This window comes from Geobacillus stearothermophilus ATCC 12980, assembly GCF_030369615.1.
Lineage (GTDB): Bacteria > Bacillota > Bacilli > Bacillales > Anoxybacillaceae > Geobacillus > Geobacillus stearothermophilus.
In genome coordinates this window covers 2,169,213-2,187,407 of the sequence record NZ_CP128494.1, presented here as the reverse complement: position 1 = coordinate 2,187,407, position 18,195 = coordinate 2,169,213, and the positions used below count along the sequence as shown (strand labels likewise).

Below are 18,195 nucleotides of genomic sequence, written 5' to 3'. Positions count from 1 at the left end.
AAAAGGTTGTTTTTTCTTAAACAAAACACAGCACATCGTTTCTTCAAGATTGTTTTACGCCTACATCATAGTTAAGAAAGGGTGTCCCGAGCCTTTTGGGAGGTGGTCGCGAAAGCCGCGGCAAGGGCGGCGGGGGCGACATGGCCGTAGAAAAAAGAGACGGCCGGTTTCGTCAGCGTATTTTGCGTTTTACCGCCGCTTCCTTTTCAAAGGAAACATGGGGACTGATCCGATACCAAATCCATAAATCATTCACGATCGAAGCGAGTTCGGCGATGTTAGCATTGAGCTGGCACGAGCGCGCAAAATCCGCTTCTTGGCCGAGCGCGTCTTGTTTTTCGTTGATTTCCCGCTCCAGTTCGGCGATGCGGTCGGGGATCAAGCCGCGGATTGTTTCCCATTCCAGTAAAATCGCCTCTTGTTCGTTTGGGCTGTAGTCCTCCCAAGGCTTATCCAGATGCGGCACGCGGATGCCGAGCCGCTTGTCGTCGATGAAGATGCCGTTCATTCTTGCCGCCTCCTTTTTTTCTATTATACGAAACATTTCCGCATATCGGTGAGGAATTTTTATTCTTTTTATTGAATAAGTATTGAAAAATCACGGGAAAGCTGATAAAGTGATAATGTGTTCGATTTGAATATTTATTTATATTTAAGTATATTTATGTGACGGGAGAGGAGAACGACCATGGCAAATCCAAAATTGGTGTTGGCCTACTCGGGCGGTTTAGATACATCGGTGGCGATCAAATGGCTTCAGGAGCGCGGGTATGATGTGATCGCGTGCTGCTTGGACCTTGGGGAAGGAAAAGACCTTGATTTCGTGAAAGAAAAAGCGCTCAAAGTCGGCGCGATCAAATCGTACGTCATCGACGTCAAAGACGAGTTTGCGAACGAGTATGCGCTCATCGCTCTGCAGGCGAACGCCCTGTATGAAGGGAAATATCCGCTCGTCTCGGCGCTGTCGCGTCCGCTCATCGCGAAAAAACTCGTTGAAATCGCCGAGCTCGAAGGCGCGGTGGCGGTCGCCCACGGCTGCACGGGGAAAGGGAACGACCAAGTGCGCTTTGAAGTGTCGATCAACGCGCTCAATCCGGACTTGGACGTCATCGCCCCGGTGCGCGAGTGGAGCTGGTCGCGCGAGGAAGAAATCGAATACGCGAAACAGCACGGCATTCCGATTCCGGTCGACCTGGACAGCCCGTTTTCGATCGACCAAAACTTGTGGGGCCGCAGCAACGAGTGCGGCATTTTGGAAGACCCGTGGGCGGCTCCGCCGGAAGAGGCGTATGAGCTGACGGCTTCGCTTGAGAACGCGCCGGATGTGCCGGATGTCATCGAGATCGGCTTTGAACAAGGCGTTCCGGTGACGTTAAACGGCAAGGCGTATCCGCTCGCGCAATTGATTTTGGAGCTGAACGCGTTAGCCGGCAAGCACGGCGTCGGCCGCATCGACCACGTCGAAAACCGCCTTGTCGGCATTAAGTCGCGCGAAGTGTACGAATGCCCGGGGGCGATCACGCTCATCAAAGCGCATAAAGAGCTCGAAGACTTGACATTGGTGAGAGAAGTCGCCCATTTCAAACCGATCATCGAGCAAAAAATCGCCGAAGTCATTTACAACGGCCTGTGGTTTTCGCCGCTCAAAGACGCGCTTGTCGCGTTTTTGAAAGAAACGCAGAAAAACGTCACCGGCGTCGTGCGCGTGAAGCTGTTTAAAGGCCATGCGATCGTCGAAGGGCGCAAATCGCCGTTCTCGCTTTATGATGAAAAGCTGGCGACGTACACGTCGGAAGACGAGTTTGACCATCAAGCGGCGGTCGGGTTCATCTCGCTGTACGGTCTGCCGACGAAAGTCAACAGCATCGTCAACAAGCACACAAAGCGTCGGTATCGGCCGGCCAATAAGGAAAAGGAAGGAGGAAGTCGCATTCCTCTGCGGCGAGATTCGTGAAAAAACTTTGGGGCGGACGGTTTACGAAAACAGCGGAAGAATGGGTCGACGAGTTTGGCGCGTCGATCCCGTTCGACCAGGAGCTGGTGGAAGAAGACATTGAAGGCAGCCTTGCCCATGTGACAATGCTTGGCGAGTGCGGCATTTTGCCGGCGGAAGATGTCGAGAAGATCAAGAGCGGACTCCTGCGGCTGCTCGAAAAAGCGAAGCGGGGGGAACTCGAGTTTTCCGTCGCGTATGAAGACATTCATTTAAACATTGAAAAAATGTTGATCGACGACATCGGCCCGGTCGGCGGCAAGTTGCACACCGGACGGAGCCGGAACGACCAAGTGGCGACCGATATGCATTTATACTTGCGCAAGCGCGTTGAAGAGATTCTCAGTCTCATCCGCGGGCTGCAGCGGGCGCTTGTCGCTCAAGCCGACAAACATGTCGACACGATCATGCCCGGGTATACGCATTTGCAGCGGGCGCAGCCGATTTCGTTTGCCCATCATTTGCTTGCGTATTTTTGGATGCTCGAGCGGGACTATGAACGTTTTTCTGAGTCGCTGAAACGGATTAACCGCTCGCCGCTCGGCACCGGGGCGCTCGCCGGAACGACGTTTCCGATCGACCGGCGGCGGACGGCGGAGCTGTTGGGTTTTGCCGATCTTTACGAAAACAGCTTGGATGCGGTGAGCGACCGCGATTTCATCATCGAGTTTTTAAGCAACAGCTCGATGCTCATGATGCACTTGTCGCGGCTCGCTGAAGAGCTCATCCTTTGGTCGAGCCAAGAGTTTCAGTTCATTGAGCTCGATGATGCGTTTGCGACCGGCAGCAGCATCATGCCGCAAAAGAAAAACCCGGACATGGCCGAGCTCATCCGCGGCAAAACCGGCCGCGTGTACGGCCATTTGATGGCGCTTCTCACGGTGATGAAAGGGCTGCCGCTCGCCTACAACAAGGACATGCAAGAAGATAAAGAAGGCATGTTTGATACAGTAAAGACGGTCGTCGGGTCGCTGAAAATTTTCACCGGCATGATTGAAACGATGAACGTGCGCACAGACGTCATGGAGCGGGCGACGAATCAGGACTTTTCCAACGCGACCGAGCTTGCCGATTACTTGGCGGCAAAAGGCATGCCGTTCCGCGAGGCGCATGAGGTCGTCGGCAAGCTCGTGCTGCTTTGCATTGAGAAAGGCGTCTTTTTGGCCGACTTGCCGCTTGACGTGTATAAGGAGGCGTCGCCGCTCTTTGACGCAGACATTTATGACGCCTTGAACCCGCGCACGGCCGTCAACCGCCGCAACAGCGCCGGCGGCACCGGTTTTGCCGAAGTGCGGGCGGCGCTTGAAAAAGCGAAAGAAAAGCTAAACACCCCGTAACGGCGGGGTGTTCTTTTTGGCATTTGCCGGCGGCACAGAGAATGGATGCATTCGTTGGGCGCGGAAGGCTATTCTTTCGGTGTCCTGACCACAAGCACATCGCATTTCGCATGGCGGACGATGTTTTCCGAGACACTGCCAATCAGAAACCGCTCGACCGCGTTCAACCCGGTCGCCCCGCAAATGATGAGGTCGGCTTTGTATTTCGGAGCGACGTCTTTGGCGATTTTCACTTTCGGCGAGCCGAATTCGACCGCGGTGTCCACATCGTCGAGTCCAGCGGCGACGGCTTCGTTTTTATACCGTTCCAGAAGTTCGTTCGCATATTGCTCCGACCGTTCGGCGAGGGCGTAATCGTGCGCTTCAACGGTCGTAAAGCCGCGCAAGTCGATGATGTGGGTCAAAATGAGTTTCGCCCCGTTTCGCTTGGCGATTTGAACCGCTTTTTTGAACGCCCATTCCGCTTCCTTCGAGCCATCGACGGCGACGACGATCGTTTGGTAGGTCATGGTCATGTTCTCCCCTCCCTTTGGTTAAAAATGCTATCTCTATATATGGTATACCCATCGCCCTTTGACGAGAAACTAGGCCATATATTGAGATTTTGTGAACAGGGGAGGAAGAGCAATGGAAAAGCGGTATAACGACTGGCAGTACGATGAGGAGGAAGTGCGGACGATCACCGAGCAAATTACCGAGTCGTATGAAAGCGGCATTGTTGACGAGGATGAATCGTATTACGACCCGCGCCGCGAAGTCGGCGAATAGCCATAGCGCCTGCGCGTTATGGTTATTTTTTTGTATTCGCTCTGGTTTGTAGTAAAGTAAAAATGAGACAGCAAATCGCGACGAGGAGGGAGAAGGGTGCGGCACGCCTTGATTACGGCCGGAGCGAAAGGATTGGGGAGAAAAGTGACCGAGCTGCTGCTTGATAAAGGCTACTCGGTGACGGTGAACTACCGGAGCGATGAACAGGCGGTGCGCTCGCTTGCCGAGAAGTACCGCGGCGCCGCTGACCGCCTCCAGTTTGTGCAGGGAGATGTGACGGACAAAAACGATTTAGCGGCGCTTGTGGACGCCGCCATGGAGCGGTTTGGCCGCATTGACTGCCTCATCAACAATGCAGGGCCGTACATTTTTGAGCGGAAAAAGCTGGCCGATTATACGGAAGACGAATGGTACGAAATGATTGAAGGCAATTTGAGCTCGGTCTTCCATTTAGTGAGGCGGACGATCCCGATTATGCGAAAACAACGGTTTGGCCGCATCATTACGTACGGATTTCAAGGAGCGGCGGATGCCCCGGGCTGGGTGCACCGTTCGGCGTTCGGCGCGGCGAAAGTCGGGCTTGTATCGCTGACGAAAACGATCGCCCTGGAAGAGGCGGAATATGGCATTACCGCCAATATGGTGTGCCCAGGCAATATTGTCGGCGCCATGAAAGAGGCGGGGATCGCCGACGCCCGCGCGAGAAGGGATGCGGAAACGCCGGTCGGACGCCCGGGGACTGGTGAAGATATCGCCCGCGTGATCGCGTTTTTATGCGAGGACGACTCGGATTTCATCACCGGCGCCGTCATTGACGTCACCGGCGGAGCGAACGTCATTTACCGCCACCTTTTCCGTTGAGACCAGCGTCTCCTCCTTTTTCGTTTGCTTTTGCGCGAAACGGAGCACAATAAAAGGAAGAAGCGGGAAGGAAAAAGGAGGAAATGTAATGAAGATCGGCATTCCAAAAGAAATCAAAAACAATGAAAACCGCGTCGCCATCACTCCGGCAGGCGTGATGACGCTCGTCAAAGCGGGGCATGACGTGTATGTGGAGACGGAAGCCGGCGCTGGGTCGGGGTTTTCCGATTCCGAGTATGAAAAAGCCGGGGCAGTGATCGTGCCGAACGCGGAAGATGCTTGGACGGCGGAGATGGTGTTGAAAGTGAAAGAGCCGCTGGCTGAGGAGTTCCGCTATTTTCGCCCCGGATTGATTTTGTTTACGTATTTGCATTTAGCCGCGGCCGAAGCGCTCACGAAAGCGCTCGTCGAGCAAAAAGTGGTCGGCATCGCTTACGAGACGGTGCAGCTGGCGAACGGCTCGCTGCCACTGTTGACGCCGATGAGTGAAGTCGCCGGCCGCATGTCGGTGCAAGTCGGCGCCCAGTTTCTCGAGAAGCCGCACGGCGGGAAAGGCATTTTGCTTGGCGGCGTGCCCGGAGTGCGGCGCGGCAAAGTGACGATCATCGGCGGCGGAACGGCGGGGACGAACGCGGCGAAAATCGCGGTCGGTCTCGGGTCAGACGTGACGATTTTGGACATTAACGCCGAGCGGCTGCGCGAGCTCGATGATTTGTTCGGCGACCACGTGACGACGCTCATGTCCAACTCGTACCATATCGCCGAGTGCGTGCGCGAATCGGATTTGGTCGTCGGTGCCGTCTTGATCCCGGGGGCGAAAGCGCCGAAGCTGGTGACGGAAGAGATGGTGCGCTCGATGACGCCGGGATCGGTGTTGGTCGACATCGCCATTGACCAAGGCGGCATTTTCGAAACGACCGACCGCGTCACGACGCACGACGATCCGACATACGTCAAGCACGGCGTCGTCCATTACGCCGTCGCCAACATGCCGGGCGCGGTGCCGCGCACGTCGACATTCGCGCTTACGAACGTCACGATCCCATACGCCTTGCAAATCGCCAACAAAGGCTACCGCGCCGCGTGCTTGGATAACCCGGCGCTGTTAAAAGGGATCAACACGCTCGACGGGCACATCGTGTACGAAGCGGTCGCGGCGGCGCACAACATGCCGTATACAGATGTTCATTCGTTGTTGCACGGATGAAATCATGAAGATGGAGCCGCCTTGATGGCGATGAGAAAACAAAGCTGTCCGAATCGGCTTGGGGATCGAGCCGGTGGACAGCTTTGTTCGTGCACTTATTCGCAGAAGCTTTTGCCAATGGTTTTTCTCGTTATACAATGATCAATTCCTTCGAAAACGACGTCAACACCTCAACGCCGTTGTTCGTGACCGCGACATCGTCTTCAATGCGCACGCCGCCGATGGATGGGACGTAAATGCCCGGTTCGATCGTAAACACCATGCCGGGAGCGAGCGGGTCGGGGTTGGCGCCATGAAGCGATGGGTATTCGTGGATTTCGATTCCTAAGCCGTGCCCGACGCGGTGGGTGAAGTACGGGCCGTAGCCGGCTTGTTCGATGACGTTTCGAGCGGAGCGGTCGATCTCCTTCATCGCGGTTTGCGGGCGACAGGCGTCGATCGCCGCCTGCTGGGCGCGCCGAACGGTATCGTATATGAGCCGCTGTTCGTCGCTTGCCGTCTGACAGACGACGGTGCGGGTAATGTCGGAGCAATACCCATCGACGATGACGCCCAAATCGAACAGCACGAAATCGCCCGGTGCGACCGCCGCCGTTCCCGGCACGCCGTGCGGATCGGCTGATTTGGCGCCTGCAAGCACGGTTGTGGGAAACGACATCCCTTCAACGCCGAGTTTTTTCAGCTCATATTCAATGACGGCGACAAGTTCAAGCTCCGTCACGCCCGGGCGAATGGCCGAGACGCCGATTTCGACCGCTTTGTCAGCCAGCTCTGCCGCCTGGCGCAGCGCTTTCATTTCCTGCTCATCTTTGATCAGGCGAAGCTGGCGCAGCTTTTCTTCGGCATCGAGCCATTGGGCGTTCGGAAACAGCGCCGAGAGCCGCTCGAAACGGGCGAACGACAAATCGTTTTTTTCGACGGCAATCGAGACGGCCTTGACACCGCGCGCTTTGAGATGGCGCTCGATCTCTTCCCACGGGTCGGCGCTGTCGTCGTAGCCGATCACCGTATGCCCAAAGCCGCTCCGGCGGGCGCGCGGGACTTCCATTTGCGGGCAGACGAGCGCGGGCTCGCTGTCAGGAAAGACCAAAAGCGCCAGCAACCGTTCGTGCGGGTCGCACCGAAATCCGCTCAAATAAAACACGTTCGCACTTGACGTGACGAAGGCGAATGAACTATGTTGTTGAAGCCAAGAGGAAAATGCTTGCAGCCGTTTGTTCATCGTCCCATTCCTTCCTTTTTTCACTGTTGTCCATTTTGAGCGTACCAAGAAACGGGCCGTTTGTAAATGGACAGGCAGGAAAAGAAGGGAATGGATGGGCGGCGGCGAATCATGTGTAGTGGAAAGGAGATGTGACGATGAAAATCAGCTACCATGGCCATTCGGTTGTCCGCATTGAGACGAACGGAAAAACGATTTTGATCGACCCGTTCATCACTGGCAATGCGACGACCGATTTGAACGCGGCAGATGTGAAAGCGGATGTCATTTTGCTCACGCACGGGCACGGGGATCATGTCGGCGATACGGTGGAAATCGCCAAGCGGAACAACGCCCTTGTCGTGGCCACATTTGAGCTGGCGACGTATTTAAGCTGGCAAGGCGTCGAGACGTTTGGCATGAACATCGGCGGGGCGCGCGAATTTGACTTTGGCACGGTCAAGTTGACGCAGGCGTTCCACAGCTCCGGGTTTGTGACCGAGGACAAGCAAATCATTTATTTAGGCATGCCGACCGGCATTTTGTTCACGGCCGAAGGGAAAACGATCTACCATGCCGGCGACACCGGGCTGTTTTCCGACATGAAGCTGATCGGCGAGCGCCATAACATCGATGTCGCCTTTTTGCCGATTGGGGACAGCTTCACGATGGGGCCGGAAGACGCGGCCGTTGCCGCCGAGTGGCTCGGAGCGAAACTCGTCGTGCCGATCCATTACAACACGTTCCCGCCGATTGTCCAAGACCCCGAACGGTTCGTCTCGCTTCTACCGTCGGGTGTCGGCCGTGCTCTGAAGTCAGGCGAAAGCATCGAGCTGTAACAGCGGCGCCCTTCCCACTTTGGGAAGGGCGCTTTCTGATGGCCGGCGCGATCGTTGAATCCCCGCTGCTGAGCCCTGTATAATGAAAGTAACAATGCGTAAAGGGTGAAGACCGTTGGCGACCAAACATGAACAAATTTTAGAATACATCCACCGGCTGCCGATCGGCGAGAAAATTTCCGTCCGGCAGATCGCCAAGGAAATGGGCGTGAGCGAAGGAACGGCGTACCGAGCGATCAAAGATGCGGAGAACAAAGGATACGTAAGCACGATCGAGCGCGTCGGCACGATTCGGATCGAGAAAAAGCGGAAGGAAAACATTGAGAAGCTCACGTACGCTGAAGTCGTCAACATTGTCGACGGACGAGTGCTCGGTGGGCGGGAAGGGCTGCACAAGACGCTCAACCGCTTCGTCATTGGGGCGATGCAGCTGGAGGCAATGATGCGCTATACGGGTGCAGGGGATTTGCTTATCGTCGGCAACCGGACGAAGGCGCACGAACTGGCGCTTGAAGCCGGGGCGGCCGTGCTCATCACCGGCGGGTTTGACACGGCCGACCACGTGAAAAAGCTCGCCGATGAGCGGCAGCTGCCGATCATTTCGACGAGCTATGACACGTTTACGGTTGCGACGATGATCAACCGGGCGATTTATGACCAGCTGATCAAAAAGGAGATTGTGCTCGTTGAGGACATTGTCACCCCTGTCGAGAAAACAGTCTATTTATATACAGACGATCCCGTCGAGCGCTGGTATGCGCTAAATCGCGAGACGCGCCATACCCGGTTTCCGGTCGTCGACGACCAGTTGAAAGTGCAAGGTATTGTGACGGCAAAAGACGTGCTGGATGTCGACCGGCAGCTGCCGGTCGAAAAGGTGATGACGAAGCAGCCGATTACGGTGAACGGAAAAACATCGGTCGCATTTGCCTCGCACATCATGGTATGGGAAGGAATTGAACTGCTTCCGGTCGTTGATGACCATAACCGGCTGCAAGGGATCATCAGCCGCCAAGACGTGTTAAAAGCGCTGCAAATGGCGCAGCGCCAGCTGCAAGTCGGCGAGACGATCGATGACCTCGTCACCGCCCAGTTCCGCGAGTCAGGCGACAAAGAAACGCTGTTTCGCTGCACGATCACGCCGCAAATGACGAACTATTTAGGGACACTCTCGTACGGCGTGTTTACGACGATCGTCACCGAAGCGGCGGCGCGGATGCTGCGGGCGTACAAACGCGGCGATTTGGTGATGGAAAGCATTACGATTTATTTCATCAAGCCGGTGCAAATCGACACTACAGTCGACGTGCAGGCGAAGCTTTTAGAGCTCGGGCGCAAGTTCGGAAAAGTGGACGTCGAGGTGTACAATGAAGGCGCCATCGTCGGGAAGGCGATGATGATGTGCCAGCTGATCGACCGGTAATCGACAACGAAAAAAGGATGTCCGCCCTTTGTTGCTGGACATCCTTTCCCTTTCGCTGTGAACGGTTATGGTCAGCTTTGTTTCGCCGCTTTTTCCGCCTCTTCGATCGCCTGCGGCAGATAGCAGCGGTAGGCGCGGCAGCCGGCCCAGACGCTGCCGGCGCCTAGGGCGATAAAGATGGAGGAGATGATATAGGTGACAGTTGTCTGATACAAAAACAATTGGTTGACTCCGAACAAGGCGACAAACAGCCCGAGCGCCATGCTCGATTTCGCCGAGAGGAAGCGGCGCTCCATCGGGCGCTGCGAGCGAACGTAGCGAATTTTATAATAGACGTAAAACGAAAAGGAAAATATAATGAAAATAACCAATACGGGCATGCTGGCTCCCTCCGTAGTCCGTTTCTTTTTCCATTGTACATAGAAGCGCGGAAAAATGCCAGCGGTTGAAAATGACAAGCCATAAAAAGGGGACGAAGTGATGAAAGACGTTTGCCGGGACATTCTTGAAACGATTCGCCAATTTGATACGATCATCATCCATCGCCACGTGCGCCCGGACCCGGACGCGTACGGGTCGCAAGGCGGGCTGGCGGCGCTGCTTCGGGCGTCGTTTCCGGAAAAACAAGTGTATGCGGTGGGGACGGATGATCCATCGTTGTCATTTTTACGTCAAATGGATGTCATTGACGATGGCGCCTATGAACAGGCGCTCGTGATTGTCTGTGACACGGCGAACGAAGAGCGGATTTGTGACAGCCGCTACCGGCTCGGGCGGAAGCTGATCAAAATCGACCACCATCCGAACGATACGCCGTACGGCGACATCATGTGGGTTGACACCGACGCCAGCTCGACGAGCGAAATGATTTACGAACTGTATTTGGCCGGCAAAGACGACGGGCTGACGATGACCGCCGAGGCGGCGCGCCTGATTTACGCCGGCATTGTCGGCGACACGGGCCGTTTTTTGTTTCCGCGCACGAGCGAAAAAACGTTTCGCTATGCCGGAGAGCTCATTTCGTACGGCTTTTCGCTGACGGAATTGTATGACGGGCTGTACCGGACGAGCCTGCCGCTCGCCCGTTTGAGCGGTTATGTGCTGTCGAATTTCACGATCGATGAAGGAGTGGCGGCGGTGAAAATGCCGCGGGCGCTGCTTGAAGAATACGGCGTCACCCCGCTTGAAGCGTCGCAGCTTGTTGGGCTGCTCGGCAACATTGATGGCATCATCGCCTGGGTGTTTTTCGTTGAGGAGGAGAAGGAGATTCGCGTGCGTTTTCGTTCGAAAGGGCCGGTCATCAATGTCGTCGCCAAGCGGCATGGCGGCGGCGGCCATCCGCTGGCGGCCGGCGCGTCGATCGCTTCATGGGAAGAAGCCGACCGCATTGTTGAAGAGGTGAGAGCCGTTTGCCGGGCGGAACGGTAACAGAAGGGGGCGAGAAGGGCGTCATGCGGCGCCGCCCCCTCTTTTGCCGCCTGATGCAGTGTCCGGCGCTCTTGTCGGCGTCGGGGTGTCGGTTTGTTTTGGCTTTTCTCGTTTGTCGGCTGCATGGCGTGTTAAGGGAGCGGCTTCAATTTCACTTCCACAGCCAAAAAGGTGAAAATGGTGAGCGTATGAATTTCCAGCCGGTACGCTTTTTCGTGGATCGTATACGTTTTGTTTTCAATTGCCCGCTTGATCAGCTCGCGGCTGTTGTACACCGTTTCAATATCTTTGGTGATTAAATGGGACAAATCTTCTTTCACACTGTCTTCGATGCGGAACGCTGTGTACGAATCAAGCTTGTATTGCTTGGCGTTGACAAGATGGACGGACACGTCCTGCACGGTCAGCTTTTTTTTCATTTCTTTGTTGTAATGGATATAGTCTTCTTGCCAAATGCGAATTTCATTTTGCAAGTCGGCGATCTGCTCGTTCAGCTCATTGACGTGCCGCACCTGCTTTTCCTGCAGGACGCCGAAAATGTACAAAAAGACAAACCAGCTGATGAGCGCCCCAATCGCTACGCCGGCGAAAAAACGCTGCCATGACGGATATTGGTAATACGGAGGAATTCTCATGGCGAAATGTGCTCCTGTGTCAGCCACGTAATGATCGCCACTCCTGTTTGCGCGCCGCCCATGGCGGACAAAATGAGCAAAAACTGCCGCACAATGTCTTTTGTTTCCCCGAGAAACAGCCCTCGCTCGACGACGTAAAACGTATCAAACGTTCCGCCGATGGCGGCGACGACCGCCCAAATGCGCAAGTCGCCGGCAAACCGGTACATGGCCGTCAGCGGCTGGCCGCCGCTCAAAAATGCGCCGAGAGCGCCGATGATGGCGCCGCCAAGCAACACGCCGACCGCGATAAAATAGCTTTGGATCAACGCCGGCAAAAACGCTGCTTTTTCGTCCATCGTTTCCCCGCCCTTTCTTTCTCTTTTACTATGTATATCAACGAATGGGACGGAGCATGCAGCCAATGGAAAAGTTTTCGTCCGCAGATGGATGAATAAGGGAGGGCTGTCTATGACGTTTGTGCACTTGCATGTGTCAAGCGGCTATAGTTTGTTTCAAAGCACGGCCACCGTGGAAGCGCTGGCGGCCAAGGCGAAACAGCTCGGCTGCCCCGCCTTGGCGTTGACCGACCGCAACGTGCTGTATGGCGCTCTGCCCTTTTACAAGGAGTGCAAGCGCCATGGCATCCGTCCGATCATCGGCGTGACGGCCGATATTGCTCTCAGCGGGGACGGCGCCTATCCGCTCGTGCTGTTGGCCGCCAATGAGGAAGGGTACCACCATGTAATCGAAATCAGCACGATGATCCAAATGGGAGAAGAAAAGCAGATCGATGAAGACGCCCTCCGCCGGTTGAGCGGTGGAATTGTCGCCATCACCCCGGGGGCTGAAGGGCGGGTCGAGTCGCTGCTGGCCGCCGGGGAATGGCAGCAGGCGAAAGCGGTGCTCGCCCGCTATCAACAGCTGTTTCCTGGCTGTTTGTATGTGGCTGTCCAGCGCGGCGAGCGGACGCGCGCACCGTACGAAGGAGCGTTGCGGCAGTTGGCGGAAGAAGCCGGGGTTCCGGTCGTGGCGACGAATGACGTCCGTTATGTTGAGCGCGGCGACGCCGCAGCGTGGCGCTGCCTGCAGGCGATCAGGCTCGGCGTGCCATTTGCTGACGTCCAAGAGGATGGCGGCCGTTATTTGGCGGCGCCGGATGAGATGGCGCGTCGGTTTGCTGACTTGCCAGAAGCGCTTGAGAACAGCGCGGCGATCGCTGATCGGTGCGAACTGCACATTCCGTTTGGCGGCTGGCGGCTGCCGAAATTTCCGGTGCCTGACGGCGAGACGGCGGACGGGTATTTACGCCGTCTGTGCGAACAAGGGCTCGCCCGCCGTGTGCCGGACGCCGATGAGCGTTACTGGAAGCGTCTGCGGCATGAGCTTGATGTCATTCAGGCAATGCGCTTTAGCGATTATTTTTTGATTGTCGCCGATGTGATTGCCTACGCCCGCCAACGTGGCATTCTCATCGGACCGGGCCGCGGTTCGGCGGCCGGCTCGCTCGTCGCCTATGCTTTGGCTATTACCGATGTCGATCCGATCCAATATGGGCTGTTGTTTGAGCGGTTTTTGAATCCGGAGCGGGTGTCGGTGCCGGATATTGATCTTGATTTTCCCGATGACCGGCGCGAAGAAATGATTCGCTATGCGGCGGACAAATACGGGCGCGACCGCGTCGCGCAAATCATTACGTTTGGGACGTTCGGCGCCAAGTCGGCGCTGCGCGAGACGGCGAAAGCGCTCGGCATTCCCGGGCGCGAGGCGGAGCGGGTTGTGTCGCTTTTGCCGGATAAACAAGGGGTGACGATCCGCCAATGGCGCAGCGAGTCGACCGCGTTCCGCCGCGCCGCCGAAACGGTGCCGGACGGCAAGCAGTGGCTGGATATCGCACAAACGCTCGAAGGGCTGCCGCGCCATACATCGATTCACGCGGCTGGCGTCATCATCAGCCCTGAGCCGCTTGTGCGCCAAGTCCCGTTGCAGCCAAGCCATGGCGAATGGCCGCTCACGCAATACGCCATGGGGTCGCTCGAGGCGCTCGGCCTTCTCAAAATGGATTTTCTCGGCTTGCGCACGTTGACGCTGCTCGGGCAAATGGTGCGTCTCATCGAACGGCAGACAGGAAAGCCGTTTGATGTGCGTCGTGTTCCGCTTGACGACGAAAAAACGTATGCGCTCCTGAGCGCCGGAGAGACAAACGGCATTTTTCAGCTTGAATCAAGCGGAATGAAGCGTTTGCTTGCGGAATTGCGGCCGTCGGAGCTGGAAGACTTGGTCGCTGTCAACGCCTTGTACCGGCCGGGGCCGATGGACATGATTCCTGCTTATATCCGGCGCAAGCGCGGAGACGAGGCGATTTCGTATATCCATCCTGACCTTGAGCCGATTTTGGCGCCGACTTACGGAGTGCTGATCTACCAAGAGCAAATTATGCAAATCGCCGCCCGCATGGCTGGGTTTTCGCTCGGACAAGCGGACGTGCTCCGGCGGGCGGTGGCGAAAAAAGAGAAGGCGCGTCTCGCTGAACAGCGGGAGGCGTTTGTCGCCGGCTGCACGGCGAACGGCTATCCAAAGGAAGTTGCCGAGGAATTGTACCGGCATATCGTCCGCTTCGCCGATTACGGCTTCAACCGGAGCCACGCGGTCAGCTATGCGCTGTTGTCGTATGCGATGGCCTACATTAAAGCTCACTATCCGCTTTGTTTTTACGTGGCCATGCTCTCGGGCGCTTCCGGCGACCGGGAAAAAACGGCTCTTTACGCTAGCGAAGCAGCGCAAAAAGGGATTCCGCTGCTGCCGCCATCCGTCAACCGGAGCGGCTATCGGTTTGCGATCGAAGGCAAGGCGATCCGCACCGGGCTGGCGGCGGTGAAACATGTCGGCACAGCGGCGAGGCTCATCATCGAAGAGCGTCGGGAGCGCGGACCGTTTGCCGATTTTTTCGATTTCGCCATCCGCCTGTTGCCGAAAGGATTGCCGCGCCCGGCGCTTGAGGCGCTCGTTTTGGCCGGCGCGTTTGATGAAATGGACGGGGAGCGGGCTTCGCTTTTAGCGAGCATTGACGTGGCGGTCGAACACGTGCAATTGGTCGGGCCGTACTTGAACACAGGCGGATTGTCGCTGAAGCCGAAATACATGGATGCCCCCCCGCTGCCGCCGGATGAGCGGCGGAAACAGGAAAAAGAGTTGCTCGGGTTTGCCGTCACCCCGCATCCGGCCGCGGTCTGCCGCCCGCTGTTTCAAGCGGCCCGGGCGGTGCCGATTGCCGAAATGCACGGTTCGGCGGCCGTGGTCGGCGGCTATGTGGCCAAACAGCGGAAAACGAGAACGAAACGGGGGGAGGAAATGGCGTTTGTGACAATTAGCGATGAAAGCGGGGAAGTGGAGGCGGTCGCCTTTCCGTCCATTTATGCCCGCGCCTCCGATGAGCTGGCGGAAGGAAACTTTGTGTTGCTTTTTGGAACGGTCGACCGGCGCGCAGGCAGGCGACAGCTCATCATCCGCCGCGCCGGCCTCCTGCCCGTGTCGGCGCTATACATTAACGCGAGCCGGGCCGATGAGGCCAAATTGTCCAAGCTGAAACAGCTGCTTGAGCAGCAGCGCGGCGCTACGCCGGTCTATTTGTATGACGAAGCGAAGCGGACGCTTCTCCGTCTTCCGGAGCAGTACGCCGTCGCGCTCACAGCGCCGCTTGTCGATGGGCTGCTCGCCTTATTCGGCTTCGGGCGCATTGCTGTGAAATAACTCCCCTTTACTATTTCGCTATTTTATTATATCGTATAACCATTAGGTGGTCAGACCAGTGCATCTGGCTGCGGTTGAACGGCATGCCGCCCACGCATGGAGTATGGCATGAATCGAAAAGGAGGGGTCTCCGTTCAACGATGAAAAAGTGTACGCCGAGACGTTGAAGCATATCCATCGTCTCGTTGTCGAGGATGGCCTTGTCCCGGGCGACAAGCTGCCGTCAGAACGCGAGCTGGCCGAGCGGCTCGGCGTCGGCCGCTCGTCGGTGCGCGAGGCGCTGCGGGCGCTTGAGTTTCTCGGCCTGATTGAGACGCGGCGCGGCGAAGGGACCTACTTGTGCGAGGTCGGCGGACATCAGCTGATTGAGTTGCTGGCGATGTTTTTGCTTGAAAATGAACGGGCGAAAGCGGATTTGGCGGAAACGAAATGGCTGATCGAACGGCTGCTGCTCGAGCTCGCTTGCCTCCGCTGCAGTGAAGATGCGCTGGAGAGGCTGGAAAAAACCGTTCGCCAAAAACCGACTGATTTCACGCCGTTTTTTCAGGCGGTTGCTGAGGCGGCTGACAACTACTTGCTCATCCGCATTTGGCGGGCGCTGTCTGGGTTTGCCTCCGCCTGTGCGCCCGACCGGCCGCTTGCCGACTCGTTTTATGACCAGCTGTTAGCAGCATTGAAAAAACGCGATCCGGCTGAAGCCGCTGCTGTCTGGGAGAGGCACCGGCCTTCGCCGTTGTCGAAACAGAACTGACACCGTTTGACAAACAACCGCTTGCATTTTCGATAAAGTAGTAGAGAGGCGAAAACGCAAAGGAGGAGCTCCCTCGTGTGGAAAGATTTATTTGCCAAAAAGAAGAAGTATGCGTCGCTTTCTTCCGAGCAAGTGAGGCATGAGGTGCCGGAAGGCGTGATGACGAAATGCCCGCAATGCAAAAAAATTATGTATACAAAAGAGTTGGTGAAAAATTTGCGCGTTTGCCTAAGCTGCGGCTACCATCATCCGATGCCGGCGCGCGAACGGATCGAGAGCGTGCTGGATGACGGCAGCTTTCGCGAATATGATGCCGATATGATTTCTGTCAACCCGATCGGGTTTCCGGGCTACATAGAAAAACTCGAGGAAGACCGGCGCAAGTCGGGATTGAACGAGGCGGTCGTGACCGGCGAAGGGACGCTTGACGGCCATACGCTCGTCATCGCGGTCATGGATTCCTCGTTTCGCATGGGCAGCATGGGGTCTGTTGTCGGCGAAAAAATCACCCGTGCAGTCGAACAAGCGCACGATAAAGGTGTGCCGTTTCTCATTTTTACCGCTTCCGGCGGCGCCCGCATGCAAGAAGGAGTGCTAAGCCTAATGCAAATGGCGAAAACGAGCGCCGCGCTCAAACGATTCAGCAACGACGGCGGCTTGTTCATCTCCGTCATGACCCACCCGACAACAGGCGGCGTGTCAGCGAGTTTCGCCTCGCTTGGCGATTACAACTTCGCCGAACCAGGTGCGCTCATCGGCTTTGCCGGCCGCCGCGTCATCGAACAGACGGTGCGCGAAGAGCTGCCGGAAGACTTCCAGACGGCGGAGTTTTTATTAAAGCACGGTCAGTTGGATGCCGTCATTCACCGCCATGAGCTGAAAGAGACGCTGGCGACTGTGCTTCGCATTCACACGGGAGGAGGGGAATCAGGATGGTGGCGGAACTAGAATTCGAAAAGCCGCTTGTTGAGCTGCGCCGCAAAATTCAAGAGCTGAGAGAGTTTATGAAAACGGCCGATGTCGATTTGTCGGCGGAAATCGAGAAACTGGAGGCGCGGCTCGCCAAGATGGAAAACGACGTGTATGCCAATTTGACGCCGTGGGATCGCGTGCAAATCGCCCGCCATCCGCAGCGGCCGACGACGCTTGATTATATTGAGCGGCTGTTTACGAACTTTCTCGAATGCCATGGAGACCGTTGTTTTGGCGACGACGAAGCGATCGTTGGGGGCATTGCCGAATACGACGGGCTGCCGGTGACAGTCATTGGCCACCAGCGTGGCAAAGATACGAAAGAAAATTTGCGCCGCAACTTCGGCATGCCACACCCGGAAGGCTACCGGAAGGCGCTGCGGCTCATGAAGCAGGCAGAAAAGTTTTCGCGGCCGATCATCTGCTTTATCGACACGAAAGGCGCCTATCCGGGCAAATCGGCCGAAGAGCGTGGGCAAAGCGAAGCGATCGCCCGCAACTTGTTTGAAATGGCAGGACTCACCGTGCCGGTCGTCTGCATCGTCATCGGCGAAGGCGGAAGCGGCGGGGCGCTCGCCCTTGGCGTCGGCAATCATATTCATATGCTTGAAAATTCCACGTACTCGGTCATTTCGCCGGAAGGGGCGGCTGCCATTTTATGGAATGATGCATCATTGGCGCAACGGGCGGCGGAAACGATGAAAATTACCGCTCACGACTTAAAAGCGCTCGGCGTCATTGACGAAATCATTCCGGAAGTGAAAGGCGGCGCCCACCGCAACGCTGACGAGCAGGCAAAGGAAATGGACCGCGTGCTGCGCCGGTCGTTGAAAGAGTTGTTGGCGCTTGACGGCGAGGCGCTCGTCCGGCAGCGCTATGAAAAATTTAAACAAATCGGCCAAGTGTCGTTTTTGCAGGAAACGATTCGGGCAAGATAAGGAAAAAGCTGTCTCGACTTTCGGGGCAGCTTTGTTCTGTCCATGAAAAAATTTTGTTCATGTAAACCGTTTCAACAAGGCGTCGCTGTTGTGTTCCGCTCATGTTCATGGTA

At 56.4% G+C, this 18,195-nt stretch carries 17 protein-coding genes and 1 pseudogene; 12 read left to right on the top strand and 6 right to left on the bottom strand.

Annotated elements, in window-relative coordinates; translation table 11 throughout:
- Positions 1 to 172: 172 nt before the first annotated feature.
- On the bottom strand, positions 173 to 508 hold the full coding sequence (locus tag QSJ10_RS11825; protein ID WP_049625007.1) for a hypothetical protein: 336 nt from the start codon (positions 506 to 508) through the stop codon (positions 173 to 175).
- Between the two features lie 180 nt (positions 509 to 688).
- Here QSJ10_RS11825 and QSJ10_RS11820 point away from each other — a divergent pair.
- Both QSJ10_RS11820 and argH read left to right on the top strand, forming a co-directional pair.
- Positions 689 to 1,885 (top strand): annotated as a pseudogene (locus QSJ10_RS11820) (argininosuccinate synthase); the annotation flags it as partial.
- Positions 1,886 to 1,950: 65 nt separating this feature from the next.
- Positions 1,951 to 3,330: an argininosuccinate lyase gene (argH, locus tag QSJ10_RS11815; RefSeq protein ID WP_053532822.1), complete on the top strand. Its 1,380-nt coding sequence runs from the start codon at positions 1,951 to 1,953 to the stop codon at positions 3,328 to 3,330.
- Positions 3,331 to 3,398: 68 nt separating this feature from the next.
- On the opposite strand, the gene QSJ10_RS11810 is transcribed toward argH, so the two are convergent.
- Positions 3,399 to 3,845 carry a universal stress protein gene (locus QSJ10_RS11810; RefSeq protein ID WP_033014467.1) on the bottom strand — a complete coding sequence of 149 codons (447 nt, stop codon included), beginning with the start codon at positions 3,843 to 3,845 and terminating at the stop codon, positions 3,399 to 3,401.
- A 112-nt stretch (positions 3,846 to 3,957) separates the two neighbouring features.
- Between QSJ10_RS11810 and QSJ10_RS11805 the strand changes: the two genes are divergently transcribed.
- The 3 genes from QSJ10_RS11805 to ald all read left to right on the top strand — a co-directional run bounded on the left by QSJ10_RS11805 (position 3,958) and on the right by ald (position 6,166).
- Positions 3,958 to 4,098, top strand: coding sequence for a hypothetical protein (locus tag QSJ10_RS11805; RefSeq protein ID WP_011232228.1), 141 nt, complete (start codon positions 3,958 to 3,960; stop codon positions 4,096 to 4,098).
- Between the two features lie 96 nt (positions 4,099 to 4,194).
- Positions 4,195 to 4,959 carry an SDR family oxidoreductase gene (locus tag QSJ10_RS11800; protein WP_013144502.1) on the top strand — a complete coding sequence of 255 codons (765 nt, stop codon included), beginning with the start codon at positions 4,195 to 4,197 and terminating at the stop codon, positions 4,957 to 4,959.
- A gap of 88 nt (positions 4,960 to 5,047) precedes the next feature.
- On the top strand, positions 5,048 to 6,166 hold the full coding sequence (ald, locus tag QSJ10_RS11795; protein ID WP_033014465.1) for an alanine dehydrogenase: 1,119 nt from the start codon (positions 5,048 to 5,050) through the stop codon (positions 6,164 to 6,166).
- Between the two features lie 130 nt (positions 6,167 to 6,296).
- Here the strand turns inward: ald and QSJ10_RS11790 are convergent, their stop codons facing one another.
- Positions 6,297 to 7,388: a M24 family metallopeptidase gene (locus QSJ10_RS11790; protein ID WP_033014463.1), complete on the bottom strand. Its 1,092-nt coding sequence runs from the start codon at positions 7,386 to 7,388 to the stop codon at positions 6,297 to 6,299.
- Positions 7,389 to 7,525: 137 nt separating this feature from the next.
- Between QSJ10_RS11790 and QSJ10_RS11785 the strand changes: the two genes are divergently transcribed.
- On the top strand, positions 7,526 to 8,206 hold the full coding sequence (locus QSJ10_RS11785) for a metal-dependent hydrolase (RefSeq protein ID WP_033014462.1): 681 nt from the start codon (positions 7,526 to 7,528) through the stop codon (positions 8,204 to 8,206).
- 115 nt (positions 8,207 to 8,321) lie between these two features.
- Complete coding sequence (locus tag QSJ10_RS11780; protein ID WP_033014460.1) at positions 8,322 to 9,629, top strand: CBS domain-containing protein; 1,308 nt, start codon at positions 8,322 to 8,324, stop codon at positions 9,627 to 9,629.
- A 71-nt stretch (positions 9,630 to 9,700) separates the two neighbouring features.
- On the opposite strand, the gene QSJ10_RS11775 is transcribed toward QSJ10_RS11780, so the two are convergent.
- On the bottom strand, positions 9,701 to 10,009 hold the full coding sequence (locus QSJ10_RS11775) for a YtpI family protein (RefSeq protein WP_033014458.1): 309 nt from the start codon (positions 10,007 to 10,009) through the stop codon (positions 9,701 to 9,703).
- 100 nt (positions 10,010 to 10,109) lie between these two features.
- Between QSJ10_RS11775 and QSJ10_RS11770 the strand changes: the two genes are divergently transcribed.
- Complete coding sequence (locus QSJ10_RS11770; RefSeq protein WP_033008569.1) at positions 10,110 to 11,057, top strand: DHH family phosphoesterase; 948 nt, start codon at positions 10,110 to 10,112, stop codon at positions 11,055 to 11,057.
- Positions 11,058 to 11,188: 131 nt separating this feature from the next.
- Here QSJ10_RS11770 and ytrI read toward each other — a convergent pair whose 3' ends face one another.
- Entirely contained in the window at positions 11,189 to 11,692 is a 504-nt protein-coding gene (ytrI, locus tag QSJ10_RS11765; protein WP_033014457.1) for a sporulation membrane protein YtrI, read from the bottom strand.
- Positions 11,689 to 12,030, bottom strand: coding sequence for a sporulation membrane protein YtrH (gene ytrH, locus QSJ10_RS11760; protein WP_033008565.1), 342 nt, complete (start codon positions 12,028 to 12,030; stop codon positions 11,689 to 11,691). The genes ytrI and ytrH overlap by 4 nt, the downstream gene beginning before the upstream one ends.
- A 112-nt stretch (positions 12,031 to 12,142) precedes the next feature.
- On the opposite strand from ytrH, the gene dnaE reads away from it, so the two are divergent.
- From dnaE to accA, 4 genes are all read left to right on the top strand, one after another.
- Entirely contained in the window at positions 12,143 to 15,421 is a 3,279-nt protein-coding gene (dnaE, locus tag QSJ10_RS11755; protein ID WP_033014456.1) for a DNA polymerase III subunit alpha, read from the top strand.
- Between the two features lie 148 nt (positions 15,422 to 15,569).
- Positions 15,570 to 16,172, top strand: coding sequence for a FadR/GntR family transcriptional regulator (locus tag QSJ10_RS11750; RefSeq protein ID WP_033014455.1), 603 nt, complete (start codon positions 15,570 to 15,572; stop codon positions 16,170 to 16,172).
- A gap of 75 nt (positions 16,173 to 16,247) precedes the next feature.
- A complete protein-coding gene (gene accD, locus QSJ10_RS11745; protein WP_053532823.1) occupies positions 16,248 to 17,120 on the top strand; it encodes an acetyl-CoA carboxylase, carboxyltransferase subunit beta in 873 nt (290 codons plus the stop codon).
- The gene (gene accA, locus QSJ10_RS11740; protein WP_033014453.1) at positions 17,105 to 18,082 is read left to right on the top strand and encodes an acetyl-CoA carboxylase carboxyl transferase subunit alpha; all 978 of its coding nucleotides are present in this window, start codon (positions 17,105 to 17,107) and stop codon (positions 18,080 to 18,082) included. The genes accD and accA overlap by 16 nt, the downstream gene beginning before the upstream one ends.
- The last annotated feature ends 113 nt before the right edge of the window (positions 18,083 to 18,195 follow it).